Here is a 14,072-nt window from a genome sequence, read left to right as displayed (position 1 = left end):
ATTTTGTATAGAACTGTTCGGTGGCGATCGCGTCTTTACAAGTAATTGCTAGTTGAGAGAAAATTTGCATCGTCGTTTTTCCTAAAGTTAAAGAAGGTAGGGAGTGAGAAGTGAGGAGAAAGAATTAGCTCAAACCTCAAAACTTTTCTACCGGGTTTCTGACAGCATCTTGATGATTTGTTTGGCGAACAAATGGCATTGTCCTCCACTTCGAGCCGTGACTAAATCAGCAGGTTCGGGCCAATTTGGGAAGTCAACAATTACATCTTGATCGACATAAATTGCGCCCATGTTTGTAACATCACCGTAGAGGTTATTGTGACAAGTAACGCGACGACCTTTGACCAATTCGGGAGCGCGGGAGAGTAGCCACATGCCATGACAAATAATCCCTTTAATAATGGTTTTTTCGGCGAAGGCACGACGCATAAACTCCAAAGCGGGCGGTTCTTTGCTCAGGTCATCTGTCCATCGGAGGCGATCGGACACCATCCCCGCTGGGACAATAATCGCCGAATAGCTGCGAAGTTCTTGCACACTCATGTTTTCAAAACTCTCGTGACACTCAAACGGTGCATGATATTCGTGGCCTTTGAAGGTTAGAGAAGATTGACCCCACAAGCGAGTCAAAAACCGCACATCTGCCCCTTCTTCTTTGAACCGAAAATTGTAGTACCAGATCTCATGTTCAAAGAAATCACTTTCCATTAAAATGCCAATCTTTTTGCCTTTCAGCTTCATGGCTATCACCTCTTTGCTACTGCTGAATTTGGGCGACGATCTTGCCTCGAACGTGACGCTGAGACAGCCGCATTAACGCCTGGGAAATGTCTTCTAAATGAATCACTTCGTCTAACATAGAATTGATCTGATAGCGAGTGACAAGTTCGCCAAATTCTTGCCCAATCCGCGCCAAATCTTTCTGTGCTTGAACGTCTTTCTCCAAATAGGCACCACCGAGCGCCACATCGTGAACAGATAACGCTTTGCCAAACGATCGCATCTGACTAAAGTCGGGCAACCCATTCACACAAGCAATCCCGCCACCAAACGCCAGCATTCCCAATCCCGTTGTGGCGCTATCAGATCCCACCGTATCGATAATGCCGTCAACGCCTCTACTATTGGTGATTTTAGCGATCGCAGCTGGCACATCTTCCGAGGTGTAATCAATGATTTCAGTTGCGCCCAATTTACGCACCCAGTCGGCGTTTTTGGGAGAACAAGTCGTGATGATGTTGAGACCAGCGATCACCGCTAATTGAATTGCAAATCCGCCTACACCACCCGCGCCGCCATGAATCAAAATCGTTTGTCTGGCTTGTAAATGCAGCTTGCGATGCAACACCTGATACGCTGTAAATCCTGAGCAAGGCAACGCGGCCGCTTCTGTAAACGACAGCCCTTGGGGAAGGGGCGCAATTGCGTGAGAACTGGCGATCGTATATTCGGCAAAGCCACCTGGTTTCGCTAAGTTACCGTGATAGTAGACGGCATCTCCAATCTTCCAGTTTGTGACGTTGGGCCCGATCGCCTCGACAACACCTGCGACATCTAACCCTGAAATCCACGGATATGTCCAGGCTTTCATGCCTCTACGCGCAAATTTATAGTCGGCTGGGTTGAGTCCAACAGCGTGGACTTTGATCCGCACTTCTCCTTCCCCCGGTTGCGGTTTGGGCATCTCTGACACGTAGAAGGTGTCTGGTGATCCAGGTTTATCGAGAATGAGTGCTTTCATGATCAATAATTTTAAGGATTGAGTTCTGAGTGATATATCTTGAATTTCAGATTTTGTGTTGACTGTGCAAGTTTAGCGTTTTAGCTTTTATCATTAAACTGTTCGCACAGCATTCATCAACCCAAAACCTGAAACTCAAAACTCAATTAGCCCTTGAGTTGATTCATCAAGCCAAAGACATCCCAGTTGTTCCAGAGTTGGGCAATTTTGCCGTCAACTACCTGAAAAATCGTGATGCCAATCATGGTGACCTGTTTGTTAGTAGGTTCGATGCCAAAGAATGCGCCTTTTTGGGTGCCTGTGCAAACCCAGCGAGTGACAATGCGATCGCCGCTCTCGATCGTGTCTTCAACGGTGTAATGTGCGTCAGGAAAAGCGCTCAAAAATCCGACGATGAATCCTTTTGCGGAAGTTGCGCCAACGATATCGTGACCGTTTACATGACCAACGTAAGTATCCGCGAGAATTTCGTCCAACAAATCGGGCTTGTTTTCGTTGTAGACGGTGTAGAAACTTTGGGCGACGGATTGTGTTGCTGTAGACATGATAAACCTCTGAAATAATGAGTTTGGAATTGTTACCGTTAGTAATTGTTGAAGCCTGTAGATGGGAATCTAGTCACGATTCAACGCTTAGGCGTTTTACGCTACCGAACCGTCGGGATATTGGGTCATGCCCGCAAAGTGAATGGCAATCTTACCGTCGCGCAACACCCAGCTATCAGCAAAACGCATTTTGGCTTCCTGTCCGCCTGCCGTCATGGTGATGGCTTCAACAATCATCAGCGTTTCAGGATTCTCAGTTTCTGCCCAGAATGCGATATCAGTTTCTAAGCCTTCGATTCCCAAGATGCCCTGCATGTGTTCGCGCAACTGATCACGACCCTGGTAATATTTTGGCTCTTTCATGAAGCTGCTGATTAATAGAGCATCCTCTGTATACTGATCGAGAAGCGCTTCAATATCTTTTTTGAGAATGAGTTCGATGTGTTCTCGATAGAGTTTGCCTAAGCGAGTATTGGGTACGTTTTCCACTGTGTTTTCTCCTTGTATTCGTTATTTAGACAGAATCAAATCGGCTGCTTTTGCGCCAATCATGAAACAGGCTGCGACTGTATTGCCACTAGGCACGATCGGCATTACTGAAGCATCTGCAACCCGCAACCCCTCGACACCTCGCACTCGTAACTGGGGATCAACCACGGCGCGATCGTCGGTTCCCATCTTGCAAGTTCCAACCGGGTGCCAGATTGTGGAGGCTTGCGATCGAATAAATCCTTCCATCGCTTCATCATTCAACTCACCCGGAACAAGCTCGCCAATATTCAACGCTGAGAATGCTGGAGTGTTTGCAATTTTTCTGGCTAAATGAATGGCAGAGACAAAAGTTTTTACATCTGCATCAGACTGTAAGTAATTGGGATTGATGATGAGTTGATCTTGGTAATTGCTCGATCGTAACTTCACGTCTCCAATGCTTTCTGGCTGCACTAAAATTGCTAGAAAGATACAAGCTGGAACACCAAAGTTAATCGGAAGCTGAACGGGAACCGCAGGCGTAAAATTAAGCTGCAAATCCGGTGCTTGATCGGACTGATCCTTGCGAGTATTGACAAACAGCGTGTTCCCAGTGAGCAGATCAGGCTTGGGTCGATCATCCTTCGTGCGAAAGACGATCGGTAACTGCATGTGATCTTGCAGATTTTGTCCGACTCCTGGCAGGTCAGCGACAACAGGAATGTTGAGTGACGCTAACTGTTTTGCATCACCAATTCCAGACAGCATGAGAATTTTGGGAGAGTGCAATGCGCCTGCACTGAGGATGACTTCTTGAGCTGATCGCGCCTGCTTTAATTCACCATTTTGCACATATTCCACGCCGACAACGCGAGTGCCTTCTGTGAGAATCCGAGTCACTTCTGCACACAGTTCTAGCGTCAAATTAGGACGATTCAATACAGGTTTTAGAAAAGCGGTCGCACCACTGACTCGATCGCCATTCTCATCAACGTGAAATTGCAGCAGACCTGCCCCATTTTCTTGACGATCGCCGTTGTAATCCCAGTGCGCGTCATATCCGATTTGAGCCGCAGCATTCATGAATTCGTCCGATCGCATGATCGCTTCTGGACAATCCCGAATTTTTAGCGGGCCACCAGCGCCATGATAGTCAGACGCGCCGCCTTCGTAATCTTCTAATTGTTTGAAGTAGGGGAGAACGTCGTCATAGCTCCAACCCGTTGCGCCACCAGCAGCCCAGGCATCAAAGTTACGACGATTGCCGCGCACATACATCAACGCATTGATCGAAGTGCTGCCACCTAATACCTTGCCTTGATCAATCACAATGGAGCGATCGCCCAGTCCAGGTTGGCTCTCGGTGATTAACTTCCAGTCAACTTCTGATCCCCACAGTTTGACAAAGCTGCCCATTTTTTGAATGTTGGGGTCTTTGTCTGCGTCACCTGCTTCGAGTACCAGAACTTGACAGTCAGGATTTGCACTTAACCGATTAGCGATCACGCTGCCACTTGCACCACTACCAATGATAATGTAATCAAAAGTGCAGTCAAAAGATTTACTCATACTGCCTCCGCAGAGAGAATGGATTTGACAAGAAATTCTTCCACAGCGGTGACAATTTCATCATCAGCATCGAATTGGGCAAAGAATGATTCTGCATTAAGTTGATGAACGCTAAACCAGGAATTCTTAAACGCAAAATCCTGCTGTGCGACCAGGTAACCGGGATCTTTGGGCTGTCCGTAAAGATGTAGTGTCGGAACGGGTGGATTGAGTTGGGCCAGCGCTTGAAGCGGAAAACCAAACTGATCAAATCCTGCGGCGATTTCGCGACCCGATCGCATCCACATTTCACCGCGATAAGATCCCATTTCTTCTTTGATAAAGCTCACCAACTCAGGCGGATTGGGAATGCCATTTGTCCAGATCGTGAACAGCGTGTCTCGCGCCTGTTGCCAGCCATCAGGCGAAGCCAGTTCTCGAACTAGATTCATATAAGGGTCGGGCGGCGGAAACACAACCCAATCGAGGTGAACAATTCGCGCAATTTTGGAGCCTAATCGACGACGAAGCTCGATCGCGACCCATCCCGCATGATGCATCGAAACGAGCGTGATTTCTTGGGCACCGCTGGCTTGAATGACCGCGATCGCATCTTCGACCAACTCGTTTGCGCCAAAGTCACCCGTGGGCGTTTCAGACTTTCCGTGACCGCGCCAGTCAAAGGTGAGAACGCGATTATTTTTCGCTAACTTTTGAGCAAGTTGACCATAGCCCGATCGACTCATACACCAGGCGGTCATCAGCAGGATCGCCGAATCGCCCTGCCCCAAATCGTCGTAGTCAATCCGCACATTTCCGGCGGCTGTTGCCTGTGCCATTATTTCTTTCCTTGGTTAGTTTTCGTCTCGTTCAGCAAATCCTGAGCCACGATGTAACCAGAACCGCCCCCAATGCCCAATCCAGGATGGGTTGCCGCTCCGATCATGTAGAGATTTGGCACCCCTGTTTGATGGCTTGGCTGACTTGAAATCGGACGCATTAAGTAGCTCTGTGCAATGTCATGAGCACCACTGTAAGGATCGCCATATTTCCAATTGACGTTGCCCTTTTCGACATCGAGCGGACTGAGAATTGATTGCGCTAAAATGGCATCCTTCAGATTAGGAATGTGTTTGCTGGCGAGGTCAATCACGCGATCGGCGTACCGCTTTTTCATGTCCTCTGTCCAGGTTCCATCGCCAATCTTTTTGATCTTTCCCGCCGCATCTCCTTTGAATTGGTAGGGAACATCCAACACCTGCAAAACGGCGACGGCTTTACCTTCTGGCGCACGCGAGGGATCGAGAATTGTCGGACTTCCCACGCCGATCACAGGTTCAGAAGGCAACAGATGACGAGTGGTTTCGTTATAGTTTTTAGAAACGCCGTCAATGCCATCGGTAATGTGAGTGTAAACGACATCGTTAAGGCGATCGTCATGCCACCGAAGCGATTCGTTTAACGCTAAGTGGATGTGAAACACACTGTGACCGTACCGAAATTTACTCGCTTGTTGTTTGACGATCGCAGGAACAGTTTCTTCATCCGCCAGCAGTTTTAAATACAGTTGATCAGGATTCGCTGTAGCAATCACTGCCCGACTTGCGCGGTATTCTTCTCCTGATTCCGTTCTGACTCCAACCGCTTTACCGTTTTCGACAATAATTTTACTAACGGTCGTATCACACTGGAATTCTCCACCTTGATCTTCAATCAGTTTTACCAGCGATTTCGCTAACATTTCTGTCCCGCCCACTGCCACAAATTGTCCAGCCGACTGAAGACCCAAAGCAAAGATATGTGTCCAAAAACCACTGTTGGCATCTTCGGGCCCGTGACCACTGTGTAACACCCAGGGTGCGAGAATGCCTTGCCACGTCTCAGATTTGTACAGCGAGGTCAAAACGTCTCTAGCAGAAACGAGAAAATCACTGGTGAAGGCGGCGGGATATTTGCCGTCGATCGTCATCAACTGCTCGATCAAATTCGCCGCTTCGGGACTGGTCAGATTCATCTTCAACAAACTGAAGACTTGGGGGGCATATTGCCCGATCGTTTGAATCATTTGCATCCAGCCAGCCCCATCGCCAGGAGACAGCCGTTCTGCTTCTGCAATGTTTGCGTCCATGTCGGTTGCAATCACCGCCGCTTTGCCTCCGGGCATCGACACACCAGCCGGACGCTGAGTACCGATCATTTGCAGTCCACGAGCTTGTAGATCTGCACCAAAATCAACATTCGCCTGTGACAGCGCAAATAGGATTAGATAGCCCGCATAGATATCGTGAGTGAATCCAGGTAGCGTCAGGGCTTCCGTTCGTAAACCGCCACCGGGACGGTCTTTTTTCTCTAAAATCAAAACGCTCCAGCCTGCTTTGGTCAAATAAGCAGCATTGACGAGCGCGTTGGGGCCACTCCCAACAATAATGGCATCGTAGGATTTCATGGGCAGGTTCTCAGAGGGATGAGGGATGCAGGGAATTCATGACTTTGAGATGGTGGATTAACACAACTCCTGAAGCCGTCATTTTCTGTAGGTTGGTGTTGAGCAAAGCGAAAACCAACAGAAGCCTTTCTCACGTTGAGTTTGACCCGGTTCAATCCAACCTACCTGAAGGAATTTGTTAGTCAATCAGCCACTTTGAGACATGATCCCAACGCAAAATTCAAGGCTTTTTTAGCCAAACGCACCGATCTGTTTCATCAAGCCGAGATCATTTTCGTTAACCCAAATCTCTGCGATTTTGCCGCCTTCGAGAATGAAAATGTCAACACCTTGATCTTTGATAGCGTTACCTGTCGCGGGCATATCTAAAAACATGCCTTTATGTGTTCCAGTGATATACCAGCGAGAGGCTACTTTGTTAGCTTCAGCAATCTGACGCTCAACACTAAACTGAATGTCAGGGAAACCAGTTCGTAACCCAGTGACGAATGCTTTTAGACCATCGTGACCGCGAATCGGTTCAGGTAAGGTGGGAATGCGAAAGGTAACACCTTCGGTCATGATTTCAGGAATAATTTCTAACTTGCCCTGATTCATTAACTCGTTGAAGTAGCGATCGACCACTGCTTCATTGAGGTCGATCGGTAACTCTGGAGGCTCGGGAGGCGCAGGCAGGGCACCGATTTGCTGCAATAGTCCGAGGGTATCTTCATTGATTCGAGCTTCGACAAACTTGCCGTTCTCAATCCGAATCCAGGAGATGCCGTCAATTACAAACGGGTTGCCTTTGGCGGGAATGTCGCCTTTTAGAGTTTTGAGTGGAGTGCCTTTGTGGGTGCCGCGTGCTGTCCAGTGTCCGACTACGGTATCGCCCTGAGCCAGCATGTGTTCAACCGTGAACTTGAGATCGGGAAAAGCACCGCGCAACATCGTCACGAGATCTTTGAATTCCTGCCCGCGATACGGCTCGGTGTGGGTGGGATTTGTGAACTCAAATTGGGGGGCGAAGTAGCGATCGACAAAGCTCAAATCACCCGTACTCATTAGCTCGGTGTAGTAACGATTGACTAGCACCTTATTTTCTTCAATAGACATTGGGGTAGCTCCTTGCTCATCGTCATTGAAATTATGGGTCACTTATCATGCAACTAGTACAGAGAACGACCCTCAAAAAAACTATGCTGCTAATACTTCTGCGATGTTGGTGAAGCCAGCCCAGGTTTTGATAATTTTGCCGTCTCTGAGTTGAGCAAAGTGAATGCCAGTGACATTAACGCGACGATTAGTAGGAGGAAATCCTGCAAACTCATTTGTATGCGTTCCGCTGAACGTGAAGCTTGTCGCTACAATCTCACCATTAGAAACAAAACTATCAATGGAGTAAACCACGTCAGGAAAAGAATTGCGGAACGCTGTCACTCGCTTTTTGAAATTCTCACGCCCTTGGACAACGTTGCTGGTCATGCCTGCCAGCTTGGGGACGATAAATTCATAGCTTTCGTCGTATAGCTCATCAATGAGTTCTTGACGATCTTGGGTCAACACTTCGTCAAATAGCGTTGCGAGTGTAGATTTAGAATCTTCGGGGTTCATGAATGTTTCTCCAAAAAGGTTTGCAGGTAGAGGTTAAGAAGTTTGAGTTAGCTGATTATTCACCGAGCAACATGGCGCGAAGCGGGGTGCCATATTCACAGATTCTCAGGTGACGAATTTTGCCATTGGCAAACTGCATGTACCAGAGTTCGCCACCTTTAATATATTTATTGGTTGCCGGAACGCCAGCGAAGTCTTTTGCGTGAGTCCCTTCATACAAAACGTCAACTGCAAGTGCATCACCTTGAGCAATGCAGTACGCCATCGCACATTTCACATCAGGGAATGAATCGACGAATGTGCTGGTGAAGAATTTGAAAATGTCGTTACCCTTGAGTCTGCCGTCTGCGGTAGGTACACCGGGCGCTTCCATAACAATGTTGCCGTTGATAAATTCGTCAGCAATATCGCTAATCTTTTTCCGGTTCAGGCCTTCTTCAATAAATCGAGTAAAGCAAGCAATATTTCGCTCTTCAGTTGGAGTCATTGTTTTGTTCCTTAGTTGCATAATGGAGTGTTGAACATGGCATGTTGGACATTAGACTTTGAACTACTTGGAACACTCAAGAATCTAGTCTCTTGTCTAAAGTCTTTAGTCTTCAGTCTCTTTAGACCAAACGATCAGGAATCGGTTTCAAATGGTAAGCTTCCCAAAAGAAAGCGTCGTAGCCGTGCTGGTTAGCCATTAACACTTGTACTTCGGTGATTTTGCCGTTCTCGACGGTGTAGTGATTGCAGTTCAACGCTTGTAGTTTTGTGCCATTCACATCACCTGTTGCCCGATACATTTCAACGACCGTGCCAGAGTTCAATTCACCCATGCCGATCGGCGTTACTTGCAGCCCTAAACCTCGCAAACGCCCAAAAAAAGCGAGAACCTCATCAACGCCGTGTTTGGTTCCCGCGAGGGGGTGGTGTCCGGGTAGGTGCCACTTCAAATCTTCTGCAAAGACCTCTGCTTTGAGGGTAGCCATATCGCCTGACTTAAAGCAGTGATACATCTTTTCAACAACTTCGACACTCGAAGACATAGCCGCTCCTGATGCTGCTGAGAAATAGGAATTGATTGAAAAATAGAAGATCGAGTGAGACGATCGCAGACAAAAAGTTGTCCCTTTACGCCGCCTCAAGAACTCGATTGACGGACTCTGTATTCCCACTGAGGGTATTCGCCCAACACCCACTTATGGAAAAGCTTTACGAAATCTGAATCTTGTTTGAGTGTTCCCACTTAAGGCAGCAGTGCAACAAGATGGGAAAGGATTCACAGAAGTTTACAACTGGGGAAAAACTTTGGACTCAAGACAAGACAGGTTTCGAGTCTAATGTTTAATATCTCTACAACGTGGCTGATCCTTCGTAGTACTTCAATTCATCAACAATGTAAGTGGCGACAACGGGAGTGCCTAGCGTCGATCGCTTGACTGTCCAGGTTTGGTGAGCATCAAGAACAATACGCTTGCTGTAGGGTTCGGGAGCATTCCACACGCTGGCTTCCCATTTGACGACCACTTTGACATCGGTTGTATCTTCAGAAGTGGAAATGATTTTGACATCTTTGACGGTATGAACTTCATCAAAGAAGATGCTAACCACGCGCTCATACCAGCCTGTAAACCCTGCAAATCCACGAACCGTTGCCTCTGGAAAAACCATTTCGACATCCTCTGCCAACAGAGGTAAGTAGTTTTCCAAGGGTTCATGCACATCAAGCTTTTGATACCAGGCTTCAGCAAATTCTTGAAGTTCGGTTTGAGTCAGTGCAGCCGAATTACTCATAAGTTTCCTGCGAATAGGTGGATAGTAGCTGCTGAATAAAGTCTAAAAGTATTGCTGTTCAAAACTTTCTACTGATTGAGAAGGTCAGCGGTCGTCGCTCACAAGCTTATTTAGATCCTGAATTCTACGCAACTAGCATCCTTGTTATATACCGAAGCTACATCCGTAGTTTTAAGTAGGTCTACAGAGAAAATTTACTTTATTGTTATCATCGATCGCAATAATACTGACAGGTTTGTTGAAGTAGGCAAGTTAGATAAGTTCAAAGTTCTTGATTGCAAAAAGCAGGCGGAAAAGCAGCTACAGCTTCTCTCACCTGCCTGATATTGAATTCGCTCTACCGTTAGAAACTAAACTGAGTGCGAATGTTGAAGATAGCGATCGTTGGATTGCTGCTGAAGTTGTTGGCGTTGAAGATAAACTGCACGTTGGGGACGATCGCAATGTTATTCGTCACTGGGTAAAAGTAAACGCCTTCTAGTTCATATTGAATTCCGCCGTCGCCTGCTCCCGAAACTAGATAGTCGCGCCCCTTAGTGTAATTGAACGGCATCACAAAAGAAACGGTTCCCTGTGCGCCTCGCTTAAACAAGTCTAGAACTGTGAAACCAAACTGAAAAGACTGTGTATTGATATTGCCACTGCGCGACTTGATCTGAGCATTCAGCCGCGTATCTGCAAATCCATACCGCCCAAAAATTCCGACTCGCCGATTGAGCAGCCAATCAAAATTGACCTGAAAAATGTTGGACTGAGCATTGTTTAATCCGCCGCCAAATCCATCATCAGCCAATCCATTGATCGGTGCCCCACTTACCAGTTTGACAGGACTCGTCACCGGAACTTGATTGTCCAAAAATTGAGTTCTGGCCTGACTGTTAGCCCGACTGTACATCACCCTAAAATTCAAGGCTGGATCAGGCTTGTAGGTGAGTTCTACCGTTAGACTATTCGTGCCGCCAAACAGTCCTTCTGCGGGGCTAGAAGCTGAGTTAAAGGGCAAAAGATTTTGGCTGCCATATTCATTACCTTCTGCAAGATAGCCCAGGCGCAAGTCGAGTTTAGGACTTAAAGGGGAAATCAAAATCGCTCCAGCACCGCGCCTTACATCATTGGTCAGGGTGCCTGCGATCGAGTTCAGTGAGGTCGTTCCTGTTGCAAAAAAAGTGAAGGGGTTGGCATCAAAAAAGCGGAACCAATTGATTCTCGGCCCAACAACTAGACGACCATTGCCTAACACCGGAAATTCATAGGCGAGTTCTCGCAAAACAACGGGGGCACCAGGGCCGAGATACGCGCCTGCATCGGTAAACGGAATCCCCGTACTGTTGATCGTAGAGGTCGCAGAGGTGACAAAGTTGGCGGGTGAAATGCCCTGTCCCATTGCCAATTGAGTAATCAGCAAGTCCTTTCCGGTGAAAGAAGATCCCAGGTTAAGCCAAACCAATCCGCTAGAGGTGGCGTTGGGGTTTTTGACGCGCTGAGTGAGTGGAGCCGATCGCACATTCGCTCCAGACGGTACACTGCGAAATCCAACTTCTCGCACCAAGCCATTCGCACCCGACAACGCTGAATAGTTGAAGTAGCCTAACCCAAACAGTTTAGAAGTGAAGGAAAAGCGATCGGTCTCTAACTTGCGAGTTCTGGCTTCTAAGAGATCGACTCGTCCTTTGAGGGCTGTGATTTCTGTGCCAAATTCGGCTTGCAGTTTTTCGAGGGTGACGAGATCCTCTTTGGCGACAAGATTGCTCGTCGCGGTGACAGCGAGTTCGTTAATGCGATCGAGACAGGCATTCAGTCCGGCGGCAAATTCAAACCGGGTGAGGGCACGTTGCGAAGCAGTTCCCCCTCTGGGGTAAACGCCGCGAAAGGTTTTGTCAGGATAGCCCGCAATACAGCCATATCGTTCCACTAGAGATTGCAGTGCTGTAAACGCCCAGTCAGTTGGTTTGACATCGATGATTTGAGCGACAGACGTGACTTGAGCGATCGGCGTAGTTGCCAAATCTTCTTCGGGGTCGCTGGTGTCAAATGTCCAGTCTAAAGTGCTTGCTTTTTCGAGTTCCGTCAGTCCCACTTTACGATTGATGGGAATGTCTAAGGACTGATCTTCGCCGCCTTCGTAGGCGTATTGATCAAGCTGGTTGAGAAGTGGATTTTGGGTTTGACGATTTTGATTGGCGATCGCGGCATCTTTGCTGCTTTCGTTCACATACTGATCAACCTGATTTAAGGCAGCGTTTTCACCTTGAACGTTTCCTTTCGCGTAGTCTTCAACAGTCTGTAATGACGCTGTAGCGGTAGCATTTGAACTTCTTGGAGGCAATGATTCTGCGCTGGCAACTTTAGCAATCAACAGAATGGCAGTTAGCGCGATCGGATTCAATAATGTGGCGTGTAAAAGTAATGATCTGCGCCAATCTTTTGGCGACTTCATCCCGATACCCATTGGCTTTTCTCAACTGAATTTCTTGAACGTTGTAAACCTTGCTCCGAGGCAGCTAGAAGGAGAAAACCGTCCGCAGGGTTCCGGTGAAGATGGCTCCTCGTTCTCGGTTGTTGAGGGGGTCGGTGATGATTTGAATCAGGGGCGTGATCCGAATTGCAGCACTGACCGGGTAGTTGTAAAACAGTTCGTAGTTAGTCTGCGTTCCCGTAACGCTCGTCTGAACTTCGTTTTCCTGAAAGATTAACGGTTGGGCAACCGACAAACCCGCCAGCGCATCTTTCACAAACAAATTAGGAAGGGCCACGCCTGCCTGCCAATAGCTCGGTTTTGCACCGCCAAAAAAGGCATTGGGGAAGAAGTTAGGCGAATATCCCACACGACCAAAGATCGCGAAATTCTCCGAAAAAGCGTACTCAGCATTGGCCCCAAACGCTGTATATTTTCTGCCGCCCACTTCACCATTCGCGTATTGAAACCGCACCGCAAACCGCTTAGAAGGTGAATATTCCGCTTCGACAATACCCACGTAGGGATCGCCAAATAGTCCGCCGCGTCGGTTGTTGCGAGGGTTGCCATAAGCATCGGTAATTGATCCCAACCCCGTTGGTAAAGTGGTCAAACCTGTTGGATTGGTGACGGTCGCATCCTGGGCAGCGTAGACGGCTCTAAAGGTAAAGGCTCCTTGTTTGGGTCGCCAAATCGCGGCGGCACCAGAGGCCGTAAAGTCACGACCAAATAGCAAAATGTTGCTCGTCAGAACGGTAGTCGAGAAGTTGTTGGCGTTGTCAAACTGCTTGTTGGAGTAGGTGTTGAAGTCTACATAGTCGGAGGCAAAGCCGCGAGGAAACAGCACGATCGACAAGTCGTTACCAACCGGAAAGGTATAGCTCAATCGATTGAGTTGAAAGCCATTGCCTGTCGTCGGCGAATAGAACAATCCGCTAGAAGCATCCGCTAAATAGTCCGCCGCATCAAAGGCAACACCGGGAGACTGGCTCGATCGCAAAACGGGCGTTCCGGTCGAGACTTGTAGCTGGGTCTGGAGTCGATCGCGTCCCGTAAAACTGGTATCCAACGTCAAGCGCACACGACTAATAAAAATGGCGTTGGGGTCGTCATCGTTGCGGTTTTGCAGACCTGCGTTGACAGCAAAAATTGCTTGTCCTGATAGCCTTGTCGTGGTGGAGAACTGAAACATTTCTAGTCGAGCAGTGCGGCCTTCGAGGGCATCGACTCGGCCTCTTAAGGTCGTCAGTTCTTTAGAGAATTCTTTTTGTAGTTTGTCCAATGTTTCGACATCGGCGCGAGAGACTTTATCGGACATGCCCGCTTCGATCAGTTCATTCACCCGATTGAGGGCGGCGTTGAGTCCCGCAGCAAATTCGTAGCGAGTCATGGCGCGATTGCCCTTAAAGGTGCCGTCGGGATAGCCTTCGATCACACCGTAGCGCTCGCCCAAAGACTGCAACGCTTGAAAAGCCCAATCAGACGGTTTGACAT

Annotated in this window: 14 protein-coding genes; all 14 read right to left on the bottom strand. The window is 48.0% G+C overall.

Translation table 11 applies throughout. From position 1 onward, the window contains the following. Nucleotides 1-147 precede the first annotated feature (147 nt). Nucleotides 148-741 (bottom strand): DJ-1/PfpI family protein, encoded by a 594-nt coding sequence (locus ACJ2PR_RS32240; RefSeq protein ID WP_446880077.1) that lies wholly within the window; start codon nt 739-741, stop codon nt 148-150. A 16-nt stretch (nt 742-757) separates the two neighbouring features. Further along, nucleotides 758-1,741, bottom strand: a complete 984-nt coding sequence (locus tag ACJ2PR_RS32235) for a zinc-binding dehydrogenase (protein ID WP_446880075.1) — start codon at nt 1,739-1,741, stop codon at nt 758-760. A 146-nt stretch (nt 1,742-1,887) separates the two neighbouring features. Next, nucleotides 1,888-2,286 carry an ester cyclase gene (locus tag ACJ2PR_RS32230; RefSeq protein ID WP_446880074.1) on the bottom strand — a complete coding sequence of 133 codons (399 nt, stop codon included), beginning with the start codon at nt 2,284-2,286 and terminating at the stop codon, nt 1,888-1,890. A gap of 96 nt (nt 2,287-2,382) precedes the next feature. After that, nucleotides 2,383-2,775 carry a nuclear transport factor 2 family protein gene (locus tag ACJ2PR_RS32225; protein ID WP_446880073.1) on the bottom strand — a complete coding sequence of 131 codons (393 nt, stop codon included), beginning with the start codon at nt 2,773-2,775 and terminating at the stop codon, nt 2,383-2,385. Between the two features lie 21 nt (nt 2,776-2,796). After that, nucleotides 2,797-4,326 carry a GMC family oxidoreductase gene (locus tag ACJ2PR_RS32220; RefSeq protein WP_446880072.1) on the bottom strand — a complete coding sequence of 510 codons (1,530 nt, stop codon included), beginning with the start codon at nt 4,324-4,326 and terminating at the stop codon, nt 2,797-2,799. Then, complete coding sequence (locus ACJ2PR_RS32215) at nt 4,323-5,144, bottom strand: alpha/beta fold hydrolase (RefSeq protein WP_446880071.1); 822 nt, start codon at nt 5,142-5,144, stop codon at nt 4,323-4,325. Before ACJ2PR_RS32215 ends, ACJ2PR_RS32220 begins: the two co-directional genes overlap by 4 nt. Then, a complete protein-coding gene (locus ACJ2PR_RS32210) occupies nt 5,144-6,751 on the bottom strand; it encodes a phytoene desaturase family protein (RefSeq protein ID WP_446880070.1) in 1,608 nt (535 codons plus the stop codon). Before ACJ2PR_RS32210 ends, ACJ2PR_RS32215 begins: the two co-directional genes overlap by 1 nt. 231 nt (nt 6,752-6,982) lie before the next feature. Beyond that, complete coding sequence (locus tag ACJ2PR_RS32205) at nt 6,983-7,846, bottom strand: ester cyclase (protein WP_446880069.1); 864 nt, start codon at nt 7,844-7,846, stop codon at nt 6,983-6,985. 81 nt (nt 7,847-7,927) lie between these two features. Beyond that, nucleotides 7,928-8,344 (bottom strand): ester cyclase, encoded by a 417-nt coding sequence (locus tag ACJ2PR_RS32200; protein WP_446880067.1) that lies wholly within the window; start codon nt 8,342-8,344, stop codon nt 7,928-7,930. A gap of 55 nt (nt 8,345-8,399) precedes the next feature. After that, nucleotides 8,400-8,831: an ester cyclase gene (locus ACJ2PR_RS32195; RefSeq protein WP_446880066.1), complete on the bottom strand. Its 432-nt coding sequence runs from the start codon at nt 8,829-8,831 to the stop codon at nt 8,400-8,402. 121 nt (nt 8,832-8,952) lie between these two features. After that, on the bottom strand, nt 8,953-9,375 hold the full coding sequence (locus ACJ2PR_RS32190; protein WP_446880065.1) for a nuclear transport factor 2 family protein: 423 nt from the start codon (nt 9,373-9,375) through the stop codon (nt 8,953-8,955). A gap of 307 nt (nt 9,376-9,682) precedes the next feature. After that, a complete protein-coding gene (locus ACJ2PR_RS32185) occupies nt 9,683-10,123 on the bottom strand; it encodes a nuclear transport factor 2 family protein (protein ID WP_446880064.1) in 441 nt (146 codons plus the stop codon). 343 nt (nt 10,124-10,466) lie between these two features. After that, nucleotides 10,467-12,560 carry an iron uptake porin gene (locus ACJ2PR_RS32180; protein ID WP_446880063.1) on the bottom strand — a complete coding sequence of 698 codons (2,094 nt, stop codon included), beginning with the start codon at nt 12,558-12,560 and terminating at the stop codon, nt 10,467-10,469. A 64-nt stretch (nt 12,561-12,624) separates the two neighbouring features. Then, the coding region (locus ACJ2PR_RS32175; protein WP_446880062.1) for an iron uptake porin at nt 12,625-14,072 on the bottom strand (1,448 nt) is incomplete at its 5' end.

The sequence above is a fragment of the Phormidesmis sp. 146-33 genome (genome assembly GCF_052939515.1).
The sequence above is the reverse complement of the archived record's forward strand: the minus strand, read 5'-3'. Positions and strand labels throughout refer to the sequence as shown.

What these genes read in the sequence shown, in the direction of transcription:
- ACJ2PR_RS32210 (WP_446880070.1), bottom strand. Translation starts at nt 6,751, where the DNA reads ATGAAATCCTACGATGCCATTATTGTTGGGAGTGGCCCCAACGCGCTC.
- ACJ2PR_RS32180 (WP_446880063.1), bottom strand. Translation starts at nt 12,560, where the DNA reads ATGAAGTCGCCAAAAGATTGGCGCAGATCATTACTTTTACACGCCACA.
- ACJ2PR_RS32205 (WP_446880069.1), bottom strand. Translation starts at nt 7,846, where the DNA reads ATGTCTATTGAAGAAAATAAGGTGCTAGTCAATCGTTACTACACCGAG.
- ACJ2PR_RS32190 (WP_446880065.1), bottom strand. Translation starts at nt 9,375, where the DNA reads ATGTCTTCGAGTGTCGAAGTTGTTGAAAAGATGTATCACTGCTTTAAG.
- ACJ2PR_RS32185 (WP_446880064.1), bottom strand. Translation starts at nt 10,123, where the DNA reads ATGAGTAATTCGGCTGCACTGACTCAAACCGAACTTCAAGAATTTGCT.
- ACJ2PR_RS32215 (WP_446880071.1), bottom strand. Translation starts at nt 5,144, where the DNA reads ATGGCACAGGCAACAGCCGCCGGAAATGTGCGGATTGACTACGACGAT.
- ACJ2PR_RS32220 (WP_446880072.1), bottom strand. Translation starts at nt 4,326, where the DNA reads ATGAGTAAATCTTTTGACTGCACTTTTGATTACATTATCATTGGTAGT.
- ACJ2PR_RS32230 (WP_446880074.1), bottom strand. Translation starts at nt 2,286, where the DNA reads ATGTCTACAGCAACACAATCCGTCGCCCAAAGTTTCTACACCGTCTAC.
- ACJ2PR_RS32195 (WP_446880066.1), bottom strand. Translation starts at nt 8,831, where the DNA reads ATGACTCCAACTGAAGAGCGAAATATTGCTTGCTTTACTCGATTTATT.
- ACJ2PR_RS32240 (WP_446880077.1), bottom strand. Translation starts at nt 741, where the DNA reads ATGAAGCTGAAAGGCAAAAAGATTGGCATTTTAATGGAAAGTGATTTC.
- ACJ2PR_RS32200 (WP_446880067.1), bottom strand. Translation starts at nt 8,344, where the DNA reads ATGAACCCCGAAGATTCTAAATCTACACTCGCAACGCTATTTGACGAA.
- ACJ2PR_RS32235 (WP_446880075.1), bottom strand. Translation starts at nt 1,741, where the DNA reads ATGAAAGCACTCATTCTCGATAAACCTGGATCACCAGACACCTTCTAC.